The organism is Jatrophihabitans sp. (genome assembly GCA_036399055.1).
Taxonomy (GTDB): domain Bacteria; phylum Actinomycetota; class Actinomycetes; order Mycobacteriales; family Jatrophihabitantaceae; genus Jatrophihabitans_A.
This window is the reverse complement of the sequence record DASWNX010000033.1, coordinates 1-15591: the sequence shown is the minus strand read 5'-3', so window position 1 is coordinate 15591 and position 15591 is coordinate 1. Positions and strand designations below refer to the sequence as shown.

Sequence of the window (15591 nt, the reverse complement as noted above, 5' to 3'; positions counted from 1 at the left end):
TCTGGTGCGTGGCGAGACGACTCTGGTGGTCTGCTGGCGCTGCTCAGCTGGGCAGGGCAGGTGGCGTTCGGGCTGCCAGGGCAACGGCTTCGGCCAGTCGTGCCTGCGCCCGCAAGCCGTCGTCGAAGCTGGCCAGCAGGCCGTCCGGGTCCTGCTTGCCGGCCATCACCGCGAGCAGCGGGGGATAGGGGTCCAGCGAGGTGGGCCCGTACCGCGCGGTCTTGCTGGTTCCGTCGCTGCCGTGCGTCGTGAGTTCGGCCGAGCCGTCATCGGCTTCCAGGCGCAGCCGCAACGTCCGGTCCGACCCCTGCACCTCGAACTCGATCGCGCGCACGCCGCAGACCAGCCGGGACAGCGAGACGGTCGCCAGGCAGCCGGACTCCGGCTCCTGCAACCAGACCTCGGCCAGGTCCTCGGTGCGCCCGGCTGCCGGCTCCAGCCGCTGGCCGTCCGGGTCCTGGCGCACCGTGCTGGTCTGGGCCGCGACGGCGGACCAGTCGCGCGGGATCAGCCAGTGCAGCAGGTCGAACAGGTGCACCCCCTGGTCACCGAGCGTTCCGGCTCCCGCGCTGGCCGGCTGCTGCCGCCAGGAGGCTTGCTGGCCGCGAAAGAAGTCGTGATAGAAGCTGGCGTGCACCCGATGCAGGACTCCGACGCCGACGGCGAGCTGGTCGCGGACCTCGCGCACGGCGGGATGGCTTCGCCACTGGAAGTTGACCGCGCACCGCTGTGGCGCACCGGCCGCCAGCGCGGCCAGTTCGGTGGCTGACTCCAGCGAGTGACTCAATGGCTTGTCCACGAAGGCGAAGGCGCCGGCGTCGAGAGCGGCCCTGACCAGCGCCTGCCGGGTGTCCGGCGGCGTGACGATCACCGCCAGCTCGATGCCTCGGCGGCTGAGCTCGCCGACCGGGTCCGCGCTCACGCTGGCGATGCCGTAACGGTTGGCCAGCTCCACTGCCCGTTCCCGATTGTGCTGATAAAACAAGGTGTCCAGATCGAATTCGGGATGTTGGGAAAGCCAGTCGAGGTGCTGTGCGCCGAATCCGCAGCCGAGGACCGCCACTCGCATCGTCAGCCTCCTCCGCAGTCGCGGAGCGAACGACATCAGAGTGACTTGTCCGAATCGCCCCTAATAACTGGTTAAGGCCAATGTTCCATAAAGATGGAGATTGAGCAAGCATGTGCCAGCAGGCTAGGGGCAATCCGATCACAGGCGTGATCGATGTGGTCTCCAGACGCGTCTTTGGTCAATGACCCGAGGCGTACGGGGGAAACGCGAACCAGCCTGCGGGTCAGCTGGTCGCCACTGACCGCCACAGGTCGATGTCGCCCTCGACGGCGTGCTGGTCGATCTCCGCGAGCTCTTCGGCGGTGAAGGACTGGTGCTCCAGGGCGGCGATGTTCTGCTCGAGCTGGCGCACCGATGAGGCGCCGATCAGCACCGAGCTGACCCGCTCATCCCGGGCGGCCCAGGCCAGCGCCAGCTGTGCCAGTGACTGACCGCGCCGCGAGGCGATCTGGTTCAGGGCCCGGATGCGCTGCAGGTTCTGCTCGGTGAGCAGCTCCGCGGGCAGCGAGGTGTTCGCCGCCATCCGGGAGTCGGCCGGCACCCCGTCGAGGTACTTGTCGGTCAGCATCCCTTGCGCCAGCGGTGAGAACACGATGACGCCGGCTCCCACGGCCGCCGTGGTCTCGAGCAGGCCGTCCTCGATCCAGCGGTTGAGCAGGGAGTAGGACGGCTGATGGAGAAACAGCGGGGTGCCCATCTCGCGCAGTATCCGAGCGGCCTCTTCGGTGCGCTGCGGGGAGTAGGAGGAGATGCCGGCGTAGAGCGCCTTGCCGGAGCGGACCGCCTGGTCCAGCGCCCCCATCGTCTCCTCCAGCGGGGTCTCAGGGTCGTTGCGGTGGTGGTAGAAGACATCGACGTAGTCGACGCCCATCCGGGACAGGGACTGGTCGAGGCTGGCCAGCAGGTACTTGCGCGAGCCCAGGTCGCCGTACGGGCCGGGCCACATGTCCCAGCCGGCCTTGGTGGACAGGAACAGCTCGTCGCGGTACGGGCGGAAGTCCTGCTGGTAGATCCTGCCGAAGTTCGACTCGGCCGAGCCGAAGGGCGGGCCGTAGTTGTTGGCCAGGTCGAAGTGGGTGACGCCCAGGTCGAAGGCGCGGCGCAGGATCGCCCGCTGGCCGTCCAACGGGCGGTCCTCGCCGAAGTTGTGCCAGAGGCCGAGCGAGATCAGCGGCAGCTTGATGCCGCTGCGGCCGGCCCGGCGGTAGGTCATGCGCTCGTAACGGTCATCGGCTGCGAGATAGGTCATGCCTCCAGCATGGCGCCTGGCCGGCCGAACTCAGCTGGCGGCGGTGACCGGGTCGATGGTGAGCGGGCAGCCGCGCAAGGACAGCCGCGCGAGGAACCTCTCGGTGCGGTTCGGCGGGAAGATCTGCACCGAGTCGGACTTCTCGGCCTCGCAGGTCGAGGCGCCGACCAGCCGCGCGGTGGCTGACTTCCCAGGCGCCAGTCGCACCCTGCTGATCGGTTTGCCGCTGCGGACCGCGGGCTTGCCCAGGGTGGCGCCCGCCCTGATCAGCTGAACGCCGGGGTATCCGGTGAGCGAGCAGGTCTTGGCGGAGTTGTTGGTGAACTGCAGGAACGCGTACTGGTGCCCGGCCGCCCCGGATGCTCGCAGCGCCGCCACCGCCAGCGTGGCGCTCGGGCAGCCGTTCGGCCCGTCGACCGGACCGGCCGCCGATGAGCTGGCAGGCGCCCGGGAAGGGCTGCTCGGCGCCTGCGTCACCGAGGAGGGCGCGGCGGTGGGCCGGACAGGGCTGGCTGTCGCTGTCGCGCTCCAGCTGGCCGAACTAGCCGGCGCCGCCGCCGACGCCGACACCGCCGCCGACGCCGACACCGCCGCCGACGTCGACGCCGGCATGGACGAGGCGCTGGCCGGTGGCGCCGTCGAGGCAGCCGGTTGATCGGCAGCCGTGGACGCCGATGAGCAGGCGGTCGCCAGCGCCAGCGTGGTCAACAGCGCCAGCGTCAGCCGCCGGGTGCTCCAGCGGTGAGCTGCCGTGCCGGTGGATGCGGTGATGGTGAGGGCTCCTAGTTGATGCGGAGGTCGGTGCCGTGCGGCATCTGGGACTGCCTGGTGGCAGTCGTGGACGAGATCGCGCTCCACAGCCGGTTCCAGGCGTCGACGTTGCCGATGCTGTCACAGGTTCCGGCCTGGTCGCAGGCGGTGACCTCGGTGAGCGGGCCGCCGAAGTAGATCCGGGGCTTGCCGGCCGCTGTGCCGGTGAGCGAGATGTTCTTCCACTGCAGCGGCATCGCGTAGTTGTAGATCTGCGGCAGGCTGATGGTCCGGGTCGGCGCCGCGCCGCCGCTGACCCACTGCATGTCAGCCTGCGTCCAGCCGTTGTTGCACCGGCCACCCGTGGTGTAGGTGGAGCAGCCGTCGGCCGAGCCGTTGAAGACGTACTTGGAAGCGGTGGAAGCCAGGTAGCCAGAGACCCAGGCGCGGCTCTCGCTCACCGTCGCCGAGAAGCCGGGTTCGATGTCGTTGGCGCCGGCGATGACCACGCCGGGGTGCCGGCTGGCGGCGTAGGCGGCCACCGGGTTGACGATGGCGCGCGCCCAGGACACGCCGGCCGAGTAGCTGACGTCGATGTCGTTGTTCGTGCCGATCGCCAGGGTCAGCGGAGCGGAGGGCCGTTGGGTGGTGGCGTAGCCGTCCAGGTAGGCCTTCATCGCGGTCACCACGGCGGGGTAGCTGACGTAGCGCGAGGTCGCCGACAGCAGCGTGCCGCCGCGGTACTCGTCCTGGCCGCCGATCTGCAGGAGCACCAGGTAGCTGTGCCCGGACGGGTTGCGGCTGGCGTCACCGGCGCCCATCTGGCGCATCAGGGCGGTGTCGGTGGTGACGTTGCCGGTCAGGTTGCGCACGTAGTGGCTGGTCGAGATCGGAGCCGGGGTGACCTGCGGGGCGATGGCGGTCGGGGTGGCCTTGACCTCTGCCACCGAGCTGCGTCCCAGGGCGTTGACCGCCCGCACCGAGAAGGTGTGCACGACGCCGTTGGTCAGGCCGGTGATCGCTGTGGAGACCGCCGTTCCCGGGACGGTGACCACGCGTCCGCCCGGCGTGACGGTGATCTGGTAGCTGGTCACCGGGGAGGCGACCGAGCGGGAGGCGATCCAGCTGAGGCTGGCCATCTTGCTGCCGGGCGCCGCGCTCAGCCCGGTGGGAGCGGCCGGGGCGGTGGCGCCCGAGGTGCTGATCAGCTTGCAGCCCTGGGCGACGTCCTTGCCCGCGCCGACGTTGACAGCCGTGACGCACACCGTGTGCTCGAACCCGTCGAGGGTGACGTTGGCGGAGTAGCCGTGGTAGCCGCCGTAGCTGGGCCAGGCCGTGGTGGACCCGGCAGAGGCCAGGTTGGCGCTCAGCAGCTGCTTGCTCACTCCGTCGCTGGTGACCCGCACCTTGATCGGCGAGGCGGTGTCGGGGTCCAGGGCCCAGCCCGAGACCGCGACGGCGTTGGAGACGCCGACCCGCGCGATGCTGGCGCCGGAGCCGACCGGGTCAGACGTGCGGGACACCGTGCGGCAGCCGAACCGGGTGTTGACCGTGCCGGCCCCGACGTTCATCCCGTAGGCGCAGAGCTGGTGAGCGCCGGCCGGAACGGGGGTGAAGATCGAGAAGCCGTGATTCTGGCCGTGCTTGGGGTAGCGGGTCAGCAGGTCCGGACGCGGGATGGAGGCCGGGCCGCTGGCGACCCATTTGCCGTCGACGTAGACGCGCACCGAGATCGAGCTGGTGACGTCGGGGTCCAGCGCGTAGCCGGTGGCCAGGAAGCCGCCCGGCTTGGCGATGCTGCTCTCCAGCGCGCCGACCGGGTTGTTGATCATCGTCACCGTGCGGCAGCCGAACCGGCTGTTGACCGTGCCGGCCCCGACGTTCATCCCGTAGGCGCAGAGCTGGTGGGCGCCGGCCGAAACGGGGACGAAGATCGAGAAGCCGTGGTTCTGCCCGTAAGCGGGGTAGCGGGTCAGCAGGTCGGGACGGGCGGCGGACGCCAGGCCGCTGGTGACCCACCTGCCGTCGAGGTAGAGGCGCACCGAGATCGAGCTGGTGACGTCGGGGTCCAGCGCGTAGCCGCTGACCAGGAAGCCACCCGGCTGCTGGATGCTGCCTTCCAGCGCGCCGACCGGGTTGTTGATCATCGTCACCGTGCGGCAGCCGAGCCGGAGGTTGACCGTGCCGGCGCCGATGTTCATCGCGTAAACGCAGATCTGATGAGTGCCGGCGGTCATGGTGGCGAGGAAGGAGAACCCGTGGTTGGAGCCGGCGTTGGCGTACTGGGTCGGCAGGCCCGAGCGGGGTGCGCTGGCGAGCCGGCCGTTGACGTACTTGCCGTCGAGGTAGGTGCGGACCAGCACGGCGGCGGTGGGGGCGTTCGGGTCGATCGCGTAGCCGCTGACCTGGAAGCCGCCCGGCCGTTGCGGGCTGACCTCCAGGACGCCCACCGGGTCGTTGCTGACCCGGACGGTGCGGCAGCCGAGCTCGGTGTTGGCGCCGCCGACGTGGTTGAGGGCCAGCGCGCAGACCTCGTGCACTCCGGTCTTGCCGGCGTAGCTCACGGTGAAGCCGTGGTTCGGGCCGGCGGTGGGCAGCGCGAGGCCGACGTCGGGTCGAGAGGCACGGGCGATCACCGCCGTGGCGTAGGAGCCGTTGTCATAGATCTCCACCCGCAACGGCTCGGCCGGGTCGTCGAGGTCGGCGGTCCAGCCCGAAATGGTGACCGTCCCGTCGGACGGGCGGACGGTCACCGAGTCCAGCACCCCGACCGGGTTCGCGCCGGTGGCTGCCCCGGCGACCGGGATCAGCAGGGCCAGCACGGCGCCTGCGATGGCGCCGGCGGCGATGAGCGGCCTGAACAGGCGGGCCCGCCGGTGCGTGCGAGACGTAGCGAGGCTGTGCATATGTGGTCGTCCTGACTGCTCTGGTGGTCGCTGACTTGACCCCCGGTGTGCTCTGAGCAGCCATCGCTCAAGGCACTTTGGTCACTTTGGTCACATCGGTGAGTGCGGTGCGTCAGCTGAACCCATCGTCCGACAGGCAGTCATCGTTAGCGTTCGGGCACTGTGAACCGAGCTCTGGAAGCAAACACCCTGGAGCCGGCGAGGTTTTTACCCCTATCGCCGGATAAGCGGCCGGAGCCGGCAGCGCGGGGTCAGTCGCTGAATCGGCGCTCGGCGAACTGCTCCCGCAGCGTCCTCTTGGAGAACTTGCCGACGCTGGTCTTGGGGATCTCGTCGAGGAACACGATGTCGTCGGGCAGGCCCCACTTGTCCACCCGGGCGGCCAGGAAGTCCTGCAGCTCGGCCTTGTCCACCGCGTGATCGGCTTTGAGCACCACGCAGGCCAGCGGTCGCTCCATCCAGCGGGGGTGCGGGATGGCGATGACAGCTGCCTCGGCCACCGCCGGATGGGCCATGATCTGGTTCTCCAACTCGACCGAGGAGATCCACTCACCGCCGGACTTGATCAGGTCCTTGGTCCGGTCGACCAAGCGCAGGTAACCCAACTCCGAGATCGCCGCGACGTCACCAGTGCGCAGCCAGCCGTCGGGGGAGAACTGCTCGCCGGGCTCGTCAGTGCGGTAGTACTGCCGGGCGATCCACGGCCCTCGGGTCTCCAGCTCGCCGGTGGCCTGGTCGTCCCACGGCAGCTCCTGGCGGGTCTCGGAGTCCACGATGCGCATCTCCACGCCCGGCGGTGGCACGCCCACGGTGGTGCGTATCTCGGCCTTCTGCTCCTCCGGCAGGTCGAGGTGCTCGGCGCGCAGCGAGCAGACAGTGCCCAAGGGCGAGAGCTCGGTCATGCCCCAGGCCTGGGTGATCGGCAGCCCGATCGCCTCCCGCCACCCTTCAGACAGCGCCTTGGGCACTGCCGAGCCGCCGCAGATCACGCTGCGCAACGCGGGCAGCTCGCGGCCGGCCAGCAGCGGCAGCATGCCCATCCAGATCGTGGGCCCCCCCGCGGTGAGGGTGATCCGCTCGCTCTCGAGCAGGTCCATCAACGCCGCCGGGGTCATGCCCGGGCCCGGCATCACCAGGCTGGCGCCGGCCATCACGCTGGCGTAGGGCAGGCCCCAGGCCATCGCGTGGAACATCGGCACGACCGGCAGCGTGACGTCGGAGTCGCGCAGCGCGAAGGTGCCGGGCAGCAGGATGGCCAGGGCGTGCAGGTAGGTCGAGCGGTGGGAGTACAGGACGCCCTTGGGATTTCCGGTGGTGCCGGTGGTGTAGCAGACCGCCGCGGCGGTGTGCTCGTCGGTGACCATGCCGCTGAAGTCCAGCTCGGGTCCGACCACGTCCTCCCACAGCACCACCCGGGGGTCCTCGGGCAGCGGGCTGGGGGCGCCGTCGTCGAAGACCACCACATGCCGCACGGTGCTCAGCGACGGCAGGTATTTGGCGAACAGCGGCAGCAGCGACCGGTCCACGAAGACGACCTCGTCCTCGGCGTGCTCGACGGTGTAGACCAGCTGCTCGGGGAACAGCCGGATGTTGAGGGTGTGCAGCACCCGGCCGGTGCCGGGCACGCCGAAATACAGCGCGGTGTGGTTGGCGGTGTTCCACCCGAAGGAGCCGACCCGGCCGTCGGCCGAGACGCCCAGACGGTCGAGGACCCCGGCGACCTGCCGGGCGCGGACGGCCAGGTCGGCGAAGGTGATCCGCTCCTTGCCCTGCACCAGCTGCGTGGTGATCGTCCGGCTGCCGTACACCTGCTCGCCCCGCCGCAGGATGGACTCGATGGTCAGTGGAAAGTCCTGCATCAACCCAAGCATCGCCTGATCTTGCTGCACTGCCGCGTTTGAGGCAACGTCTGCCCGGCATTCGGCTGCGTGCGGATCGGGACTCACTCGGCGCGCCGGATCTGAAACACCTGGGTGGCGACCCGCTCGGCGCTGAGATATCCGGCAGCGGTGCGGCGCCAGCTCGCCAGCCCCGGGTCAGCGCACCCGTCCAGGTCCAGGGCTCCGGCCAGATAGGACTGCAGCGAGTGCTTGCCCAGCACCGTGGGATCGCCGTGGGCGGTCCGCACGGTGATCCAGCCGGCTCGCCGCGGGTTGGCCGCGCCGTCCAGCTCGGGCACGACGTCGCCGCGATTGTGCAACGACAGCACCGACACCGATCGCGGCACGGGGGCCAGCCCGACCGGTGCGCCGGCGGTCACCAGGTGGGTCACCGTGAACTCGGCGCCGGCCTGCAGCCGGCTGGCCAACCGGGCCGCGATCATGCCGCCCTGGCTGTGACCCACCAGCATGATCGGCTCGCTCGGTGTGACGCCGGCCTGGCGCAGCGCCTGGAGCACCCCCCGCTCGAAGACCGAGGACTGGTTGGCCAGCGCCCGCAGGTTCGTCCCAAGGTCGCTGACGTGTGCCGTGCGGCGCGTCGGGTCGAGGTTCCACACCGTGGTCCCGGTGATGTCGAGGATCACCCGGCGCCCGCCCGCGCCGTCGAGGATCCGGACGTCGACCGCGCCGCCGCCGTCGTTGTGGGCCTCGCGCAGCGCCAGGGCGCGGATCAGGTCGGCCGTGCCGCGAGGCGGTCCGCCCCGGTCACCGGTGGGCTTGTCAGGCTGAGCGGTCACCACGGCGGCGCCGTCCGGGAAAGGGCGGGCCAGCAGGCCCGCCAGCCAGGCGGTGGCCCCGGGCGACGGCAGGCCGGCGACGCTGGCCGTCAGCAGCCGCACCGCCGCGTGAGCCAGTTCAGGGTCGGCGCTCAGCCCTGCCTGCAGGCCGCCACGCGCCCGGCCGGCCGCAAACGGGCCGGCCGGGCCGGCCGGACCGGTCAGCGGCGCCAGCGCCAGCGGCAACCGCAAGCCCGCCGCGAGCGCCGGCGTCAGCCGCCGGTCGAGCTCGTCAACCGCCCGGTAGGAGCCGGCGGCCAGCCGAAGGCCGCTCGCCAGGGACCGGCACCCGGCCAGGACGCCGGCTGCCGCGGCCATCGCCACGCCGGCCAGGGCCAGGACCTCGGCGGCGCCAGCGGGGTCCAGAGCCGCGGCAGCCAGCATCGCCGGGTCGGCCAGGCACCGGGCCAGCGTCCGCAGCGCGTCGTGGAGGGGGTCAGCGGCCCGGTCCAGCGCGGTGGCGAACCCGTCCAAGCGCTCGAAGTCGGCGGCGATCGAGTCACTGCCGCCCCGGACGGTGACCGGACCGCTCACGGCAGCCGCACCGTTCGTTCGAGCAGTTCCAGGCCGGAGTGGGCAAGGCGGGCCCCCGAGGCGGCTCGACCGCCGGCCTGCCGGCGGTGGGCTCGAACGGCGGCCGCCAGCTCGGCCAGGCGTGACCCGCACTGGCCCAGCTGCCCGAGCAGCTCGTGCAGGACGCCTTGAAAGGCCCGGGCCGCGCCGGAGTGCCACCGCAGGCCGGCGGCACTGGAACGCAGGGCGTCGCGCAGGCCGGCCAGCTCGTCGGCGCGGCCGGCCAGCTCGCGGCTGAGCTGGTCGAGGCGGTCGAGGTCCAGCAGCTGGAACGGCTCACCGAGATGCATGAGACGACAGTGCCGTCGACCGCGCCGCACCTGCGCCGGCCTGGCGGATCTGTGGAGCGCGCCCCGCGCTGTGGATAGCCTGTCCCACTGGGCGGTGTGGATAGCCCCGTCCCGCTGGGACGGCCCCTCGACACGGTCGCTCGGCGTGTTCTTGTCGGACCGGCATGGTTCAATGAGGCACGCGAATGACAACGGTGCAATTAGTCCGCGCATCCCAGCCCACGCCATGATCGGAGGCCGCATGGAACCCGCGCCCGCCGCCCACGACGCCGCTGCGGCAAGCGGCGATCACCCCGCCGCTGAAGGACTGGACGCTGGCGAGGCCGGTGGCCTGAACCGCCGTGACCGGGAGATCCTCGCGTTTGAACGCCAATGGTGGAAGTACGCCGGCGCCAAGGAGCAGGCGATCCGGGAGCTGTTCGACATGTCCGCTACCCGGTATTACCAGGTGCTCAACAGCCTGATCGACACACCCGAGGCGCTGGCCGCCGACCCGATGCTGGTCAAGCGGCTCAGGCGGTTGCGCGCCAGCCGGCAGCGGCAACGGTCCGCGCGTCGGCTGGGCATCGAAATTTAAGATAAACTTCACATCATGCTCCATGCTGCTGTGCCGGCCGCGCCCCGCCGAACCACTGAACGCTTGCTGGGCGTAGTGCTGGTGCTGGCTGGATTGGCCTTGGCCTTCATCGCTTACCTCGCGCTTGTCAATCCCGGTGGTCGCAATGCCGGTGCAGACCTGCTCCGTCCGCTCGCGACGCCGCCGGTCATGGCGGCCGGCCCGGCCGCTGCCGCCGGTCCTGCGACGGCGCCGGATGAGACCGGCCGCGATCAGGGCCAGGCCGGTCAGGGCGCCGCGGCGCATGAGGCCCGCAGCAGCAGCTCACCCCGCGCCTTGTTGACGGTGCTGGACAACACCGGCAGGCCCGAACTAGCGCGCAGCGCCGGCGACCGCTTCACGCAGGGCGGCTGGACGGTCACCGAGGTCGGCGCCTTCGACGGCGACATCCTGTCCACCGCTGCTTACTACGATCCGTCGGCCGCCGGGTCGCAGGCCGCGGCCGAGGCGCTGCGCACCCAGTTCCCCGTGATCCAGCGGGTCCTGCCGAAGTTCGACGGCCTGGGCCCCGGGGCGGTCGTCGTGGTGCTGACCTATGACTACAGTCAAGGGCAGACAACTTCATAGTTCCGCTCATCCAGAGGGGCAGAGGGACCGGCCCGTTGAAGCCCCGGCAACCACCAGCACGACTCGCGCACTGAGAACAGCTCCGCACCAGCTCGACTGGCGCGCGGCTGCGTGTCGAGGAGTGCGTACGGAAGGTGCCAACTCCGGCCTGCCACGCGTCTTCGCGTGTTGACAGGGAAGATGAGGAGAAAGGGCCTCGTAATGACCGCGACCATCAACCGCCTCAGCCAGCCACCGGCCTCGCCGGCTTCCGGTCTGATCTGCCGCAACTGCGGAGCTGACTACCCCCTCGGCGCGCAACACGCCTGTTTCGAGTGCTTCGGCCCGCTTGAGGTCGGCTACTGCGCCGACCGGCTCGGCTCGGTCACTCGGCAGAGCATCGAGGCCGGCCCGCACTCGCTGTGGCGCTACGCCGGATTGCTGCCGGTCGGGCAGGACCCGGCCACCAGGGTCGACTCCGGCACCGGCATGACGCCGCTGATCCGGGCCGACCGCCTAGCCGACCGGCTCGGCTTCACCGCGCCGCTGTGGGTCAAGGACGACTCGGCCAACCCCACCCACTCCTTCAAGGACCGGGTGGTCTCGGTGGCCATCACAGCCGCTCGCGAGCTGGGCTTTCGCCGGATCGCCTGCGCCTCGACGGGAAACCTCGCCAACTCGGTCGCCGCCCACGCGGCCCGGATCGGCATGGACTCCATCGTCTTCGTGCCCTCGGACCTGGAGCCGGCCAAGATCACCCAGACAGCGGTGTACGGCGGCGTCCTGGTCGCCGTCGAGGGCTCCTACGACGACGTCAACCGGCTCTGCAGCGAGCTGGCCGAGACCGATGAGTTCGCCGAGACCGCGTTCGTCAACGTCAACGTCCGGCCCTACTACGCCGAGGGGTCAAAGACCCTGGGTTACGAGGTGGCCGAACAGCTCGGCTGGCGGCTGCCCCAGCAGGTGGTGGCCCCGATGGCGTCGGGCTCGCTGCTGACCAAGGTGCACAAGGCCTTCAAGGAGCTGGCCGGCGTCGGGTTGGTCGAGCCCTCGGACTACCGGGTCTACGGCGCGCAGTCCTCGGGCTGCTCGCCGATCGCCCACGCCTTCGAGACCGGCAGCGACACCGTGCTGCCGGTGCGCCCCCGGGGGATCGCCAAGTCGCTCAACATCGGCAACCCGGCTGACGGGCCGTATGCCCTGGACGCGGTGCGCAGCACCGACGGGGCGATGGCCCACGTCGACGACGATGAGATCCGGGCCGGCATCGAACTGCTGGCCCAGACCACCGGGGTGTTCGCCGAGACCGCCGGTGGGGTCACCACCGCGGTCTGCAAGAAGCTCGTCGAGACCGGCCGGCTCGACCCGAGCCGGGAGACGGTTCTCTACAACACCGGCGACGGCCTCAAGACCCTGGACGCGGTGGCCGGCCGGTTGGCCCCCACCGCGGTGATCGCTCCGACGCTCAAGGCCATGCGCGCCGCCGGCCTGCTCTGAGGCAGCTCGGGACAGCGCTCGGCGGCGGGCGGCAAATGCGCCGATCCGGTGGCGAGGTGTGACGCCAGCCGGTAATTTCCGGCTTGGTCGAGTGACGGGCGTTTCGCCAACGCAGGACCACGGGGAGCGGTGATCCGCCACCGTGCGCACTGAGCTGCCGGGACCGAGGAACGAAGACCCCGGCGCCACGAGGTGTGGCGACCCGGTCGGCAGCCAGCAGGGAGTGCAGCGTGGCACAGGGCACCGTGAAGTGGTTCAACAACGAGAAGGGCTACGGCTTCATCGCCGTAGACGGCGGCCAGGACGTCTTCGTCCACTACAGCGCCATCCAGAGCGACGGTTACCGGTCGCTGGAAGAGGGCCAGCGAGTGGAGTTCGAGGTGGCTCAGGGCCCGAAGGGTCCGCAGGCCGACGCCGTTCAGGTGGTCACTGCCTGATTCAGGTCGCCGCCGTGGCTCGTTGACCGCCGACAACGGTGTCGCCAGATCTGCCAACGAGCCACGGTGGCCCCGGCGTGAGCTGATCGGCTCGCCTGCTAGACGAGCCGGTCGAAGGCAAGCCGGCGTGAGCTGATCGGCTCGCCTGCTAGACGAGCCGGTCGAAGGCCAGGCCGGTGTGGTGGCCGATGAAGGCCAGCAGGTCGGTGCGCTCGGCGATCAGCGTCGAGCGCGACTTGCCCTGCCCGTGCCCGGCGCTGTACTGCACCCGCAGGTAGGCCACCGCGTCCGGCGGGCTCACTGCCTGCAGCCGGGCGGCGAACTTGAAGCTGTGCGCCGGGACCACCCGGTCGTCATGGTCGGCGGTCATCACCAGGGTCGGCGGGTAGCGCACGTCGGGCCGTAACCGGTGGTAGGGCGAGTAGGCGTACAGCGTCTGGAACTCCGCGCGGCTGCGGCTTGCGATGCCGTAGTCGACCGCCCAGGCCCAGCCGATGGTGAACCGCTCGTAGCGCAGCATGTCCATCACGCCCACCTGCGGCGCCGCGGCGGCGAACAGCTCGGGCCGCTGGGTCATCAACGCCCCCACCAGCAGCCCGCCGTTGGAACCGCCGTTGACGGCCAGCCGGTCCGGCGCCGTCCAGCCGGTGGCGATCAGGTGCTCAGCGGTGGCGATGGCGTCGTCGAAGACGTTCTGCTTGTCGGCCAGCCGGCCGGCGTCGTGCCAGTCCGCGCCGTACTCGCCGCCGCCGCGCAGGATCGCCACCACCCAGACCCCGCCGGCTTCGGCGAAGGTGGCGATGGCGGGTGAGAAGGCCGGTGTCAGGCTGACGTTGAAGCCGCCGTAGCCGTACAGCGTGCAGGGATGGGGACCGATGTCCGCCGTCACGTCGGCACGGTGCACGACGAAGGCCGGCAGCTTCGTGCCGTCCGGGCTGGTGACCCAGATCTGATCGGTGACGATCTGCACCGGCTTGGCCCCGGCGGCGGCGTCGAAGACCACCGAGGTGCTGCCGGTGCTCAGGTCGTGCTCCAGGATCTTGGGCGCCGCCTCGTAGGAGGAGAAGGCCAGGTGCACCAGGTCCGACCGGGTGCTGGCAGCCAGCTCGCTGACGCTGCCCAGGCCAGGCAGCTCGATGACGCCGGTCTGAGCGCCGTCGAGGCCATGCACCGTGACCACCGACCGGGCGTCGGCCAGCCAGCTGAGCACCAGGGCATTCGTGCCGGCCCTAGCAGTGAGCAGCAGGTCGTCCCGTTCGGCCACCAGGGTGCTCACCTGCCCGGAATCGGGGTCCAGCAGCACCAGCCGGCCGCGCGGGGCGCCGTCGTCGGTGCGCAGGATCAGGCCTTGCGGCGTCGCGGTGACGAACTCCCACTCCGCCTGGGTCGGCTTGGTCAGCCGCCTCATCCGGGCCTCCGGCTCGGTGAGGTCGCGAACCCACACCGAGCGGGTGTCAGCCGCGGAGTCATCGACTTCCATCACCAGCCAGTGGCCCTCGTCATCGATCCAGGGCCAGAAAGAAGTGGTGGGCTGCTCGGGCAGGGAGTAGAGCAGCTCGTCCTGCTCCTGCGCCGTGCCCAGCCGGTGCAGCATCAGCTGCGGCGCTCCGGCGGCGGAGGAGTAGATGTCGTCCGGGTCGGTCGGCGGGAACATGGTGTAGACGAAGCCGCTGGAATCACCCAACCAGCACGGCTCGGCGAACTTGGCCCACCGGACCTCGTCGGGCAGGTCCGAGCCCTCGTGCGCGCTGCCGTCCAGCGAGCGCACCCGCCACCGGCGCCAGTCACTGCCGGCTTCCTGGTAGGACCAGGCGATCAGGGCGCCACTGCGGTCAGCGACCGCGCCGGCCAGCGAGGTGCTGCCATCGGCTGCCGCCGGGTTCGGGTCCAGCAGCACCTGGCCCGCCCCCATCGGCTCGTCCGACACCCGCAGCACCGCTTGCTGCTGGCTGCCGTCGTTGGTCAGCCGGAACCACCTCCCGCCGTGCAGCGACGGCACGGTCGAACTGGGCAGCGTCGACAGCTCGCCGAGGCGGGCCGCGAGCTCGGGACGTCCGGGCAGGCTCTGCAGGTACTGCTCGGCGGCCTGGGCCTGCGTCCGGACCCAGTCCTGGACCTCCGAGCTGGCCTGGTCCTCCAGCCAGCGGTAGGGGTCGGCCACGGCGGCGCCGTGGAAGTCATCGACCTGGTCGACCGTGCGGGTCTGGGGAAAGGTCATTCCTGAGACGGTAGCGGGCCGCGCCCTGCCTCACACGCGGGGTTGGGCCCAGGCCGTTCCCCCGGCTCGCCCTGGGTGGCGGGCGCACCTTGCACTCAAGGGGTCCGAGTGCTAAACCTGACTTAGCACTCGGGTACTGTGAGTGCTAAGCCGATCGTGATGAGGCGCCCTCCGATACGGGCGCCGGCCGTCGCGGGCATCTCAGGTCGGTCGATGGCTGGTCAGTGCTGATTCAGCACAAGACAAGTAAAGGACGACACGCATGGCTAAGTTGATCGCGTTCAACGAGGAGGCCCGTCGCGGCCTCGAGCGCGGCATGAACACCCTTGCCGACGCAGTAAAGGTGACGCTGGGCCCGAAGGGCCGCAACGTCGTGCTGGAGAAGAAGTGGGGCGCCCCCACGATCACCAACGACGGTGTCTCGATCGCCAAGGAGATCGAGCTCGAGGACCCGTACGAGAAGATCGGCGCCGAGCTGGTCAAGGAGGTCGCCAAGAAGACCGACGACGTCGCCGGCGACGGCACCACCACCGCCACCGTGCTCGCCCAGGCCCTGGTTCGCGAAGGTCTGCGTAACGTCGCTGCCGGCGCCAACCCGATGAGCCTCAAGCGGGGCATCGAGGCTGCGGTCATCGCGGTCACCGAGCACCTGCTCAGCGTCGCCAAGCCGGTCGAGACCAAGGAGCAGATCGCTGCCACCGCCTCGATCTCGGCCGCTGACACC

At 70.5% G+C, this 15591-nt stretch carries 14 protein-coding genes and 1 riboswitch; of the genes, 6 read left to right on the top strand and 8 right to left on the bottom strand.

Going from position 1 to position 15591, the window contains the following annotated elements; genetic code table 11:
- Nucleotides 1-43: 43 nt before the first annotated feature.
- The 3 genes from VGB75_14765 to VGB75_14755 form a co-directional block, all read right to left on the bottom strand.
- Nucleotides 44-1069, bottom strand: coding sequence for a Gfo/Idh/MocA family oxidoreductase (locus tag VGB75_14765; GenBank protein HEY0168301.1), 1026 nt, complete (start codon nt 1067-1069; stop codon nt 44-46).
- A gap of 223 nt (nt 1070-1292) precedes the next feature.
- On the bottom strand, nt 1293-2318 hold the full coding sequence (gene mgrA, locus VGB75_14760) for an L-glyceraldehyde 3-phosphate reductase (GenBank protein ID HEY0168300.1): 1026 nt from the start codon (nt 2316-2318) through the stop codon (nt 1293-1295).
- Nucleotides 2319-2348: 30 nt separating this feature from the next.
- A complete protein-coding gene (locus VGB75_14755; protein ID HEY0168299.1) occupies nt 2349-2696 on the bottom strand; it encodes a DUF4232 domain-containing protein in 348 nt (115 codons plus the stop codon).
- Nucleotides 2697-2703: 7 nt separating this feature from the next.
- Here VGB75_14755 and VGB75_14750 point away from each other — a divergent pair, with 7 nt between their 5' ends.
- Nucleotides 2704-2973 carry a hypothetical protein gene (locus VGB75_14750; GenBank protein HEY0168298.1) on the top strand — a complete coding sequence of 90 codons (270 nt, stop codon included), beginning with the start codon at nt 2704-2706 and terminating at the stop codon, nt 2971-2973.
- Between the two features lie 127 nt (nt 2974-3100).
- Here VGB75_14750 and VGB75_14745 read toward each other — a convergent pair whose 3' ends face one another.
- The 4 genes from VGB75_14745 to VGB75_14730 all read right to left on the bottom strand — a co-directional run bounded on the left by VGB75_14745 (nt 3101) and on the right by VGB75_14730 (nt 9553).
- Nucleotides 3101-5974 carry a fibronectin type III domain-containing protein gene (locus VGB75_14745; GenBank protein HEY0168297.1) on the bottom strand — a complete coding sequence of 958 codons (2874 nt, stop codon included), beginning with the start codon at nt 5972-5974 and terminating at the stop codon, nt 3101-3103.
- Nucleotides 5975-6225: 251 nt separating this feature from the next.
- Entirely contained in the window at nt 6226-7845 is a 1620-nt protein-coding gene (locus VGB75_14740) for a long-chain fatty acid--CoA ligase (GenBank protein HEY0168296.1), read from the bottom strand.
- Nucleotides 7846-7916: 71 nt separating this feature from the next.
- Nucleotides 7917-9224, bottom strand: a complete 1308-nt coding sequence (locus tag VGB75_14735) for a lipase family protein (GenBank protein ID HEY0168295.1) — start codon at nt 9222-9224, stop codon at nt 7917-7919.
- Complete coding sequence (locus VGB75_14730; GenBank protein ID HEY0168294.1) at nt 9221-9553, bottom strand: hypothetical protein; 333 nt, start codon at nt 9551-9553, stop codon at nt 9221-9223. Before VGB75_14730 ends, VGB75_14735 begins: the two co-directional genes overlap by 4 nt.
- 241 nt (nt 9554-9794) lie before the next feature.
- Between VGB75_14730 and VGB75_14725 the strand changes: the two genes are divergently transcribed.
- The 4 genes from VGB75_14725 (at nt 9795) to VGB75_14710 (ending at nt 12649) form a co-directional block, all read left to right on the top strand.
- Nucleotides 9795-10130 carry a DUF3263 domain-containing protein gene (locus VGB75_14725; GenBank protein ID HEY0168293.1) on the top strand — a complete coding sequence of 112 codons (336 nt, stop codon included), beginning with the start codon at nt 9795-9797 and terminating at the stop codon, nt 10128-10130.
- Between the two features lie 15 nt (nt 10131-10145).
- Complete coding sequence (locus VGB75_14720) at nt 10146-10736, top strand: LytR C-terminal domain-containing protein (protein HEY0168292.1); 591 nt, start codon at nt 10146-10148, stop codon at nt 10734-10736.
- 3 nt (nt 10737-10739) lie between these two features.
- Nucleotides 10740-10923: riboswitch (SAM riboswitch) on the top strand.
- A 14-nt stretch (nt 10924-10937) separates the two neighbouring features.
- A complete protein-coding gene (gene thrC / locus VGB75_14715) occupies nt 10938-12212 on the top strand; it encodes a threonine synthase (protein HEY0168291.1) in 1275 nt (424 codons plus the stop codon).
- Nucleotides 12213-12442: 230 nt separating this feature from the next.
- Nucleotides 12443-12649: a cold-shock protein gene (locus VGB75_14710; protein ID HEY0168290.1), complete on the top strand. Its 207-nt coding sequence runs from the start codon at nt 12443-12445 to the stop codon at nt 12647-12649.
- Nucleotides 12650-12797: 148 nt separating this feature from the next.
- On the opposite strand, the gene VGB75_14705 is transcribed toward VGB75_14710, so the two are convergent.
- Entirely contained in the window at nt 12798-14867 is a 2070-nt protein-coding gene (locus tag VGB75_14705; GenBank protein HEY0168289.1) for a prolyl oligopeptidase family serine peptidase, read from the bottom strand.
- A gap of 262 nt (nt 14868-15129) precedes the next feature.
- Between VGB75_14705 and VGB75_14700 the strand changes: the two genes are divergently transcribed.
- Nucleotides 15130-15591 (top strand): TCP-1/cpn60 chaperonin family protein (locus tag VGB75_14700; protein ID HEY0168288.1); only part of this gene is annotated, 462 nt, incomplete at its 3' end.

Bases quoted from the DNA above. Each gene is read 5' to 3' on its own strand.
- VGB75_14720 (HEY0168292.1), top strand. From the start codon at position 10,146: ATGCTCCATGCTGCTGTGCCGGCCGCGCCCCGCCGAACCACTGAACGC.
- mgrA (HEY0168300.1), bottom strand. From the start codon at position 2,318: ATGACCTATCTCGCAGCCGATGACCGTTACGAGCGCATGACCTACCGC.
- VGB75_14765 (HEY0168301.1), bottom strand. From the start codon at position 1,069: ATGCGAGTGGCGGTCCTCGGCTGCGGATTCGGCGCACAGCACCTCGAC.
- VGB75_14725 (HEY0168293.1), top strand. From the start codon at position 9,795: ATGGAACCCGCGCCCGCCGCCCACGACGCCGCTGCGGCAAGCGGCGAT.
- VGB75_14740 (HEY0168296.1), bottom strand. From the start codon at position 7,845: ATGCTTGGGTTGATGCAGGACTTTCCACTGACCATCGAGTCCATCCTG.
- thrC (HEY0168291.1), top strand. From the start codon at position 10,938: ATGACCGCGACCATCAACCGCCTCAGCCAGCCACCGGCCTCGCCGGCT.
- VGB75_14730 (HEY0168294.1), bottom strand. From the start codon at position 9,553: ATGCATCTCGGTGAGCCGTTCCAGCTGCTGGACCTCGACCGCCTCGAC.
- VGB75_14745 (HEY0168297.1), bottom strand. From the start codon at position 5,974: ATGCACAGCCTCGCTACGTCTCGCACGCACCGGCGGGCCCGCCTGTTC.
- VGB75_14705 (HEY0168289.1), bottom strand. From the start codon at position 14,867: ATGACCTTTCCCCAGACCCGCACGGTCGACCAGGTCGATGACTTCCAC.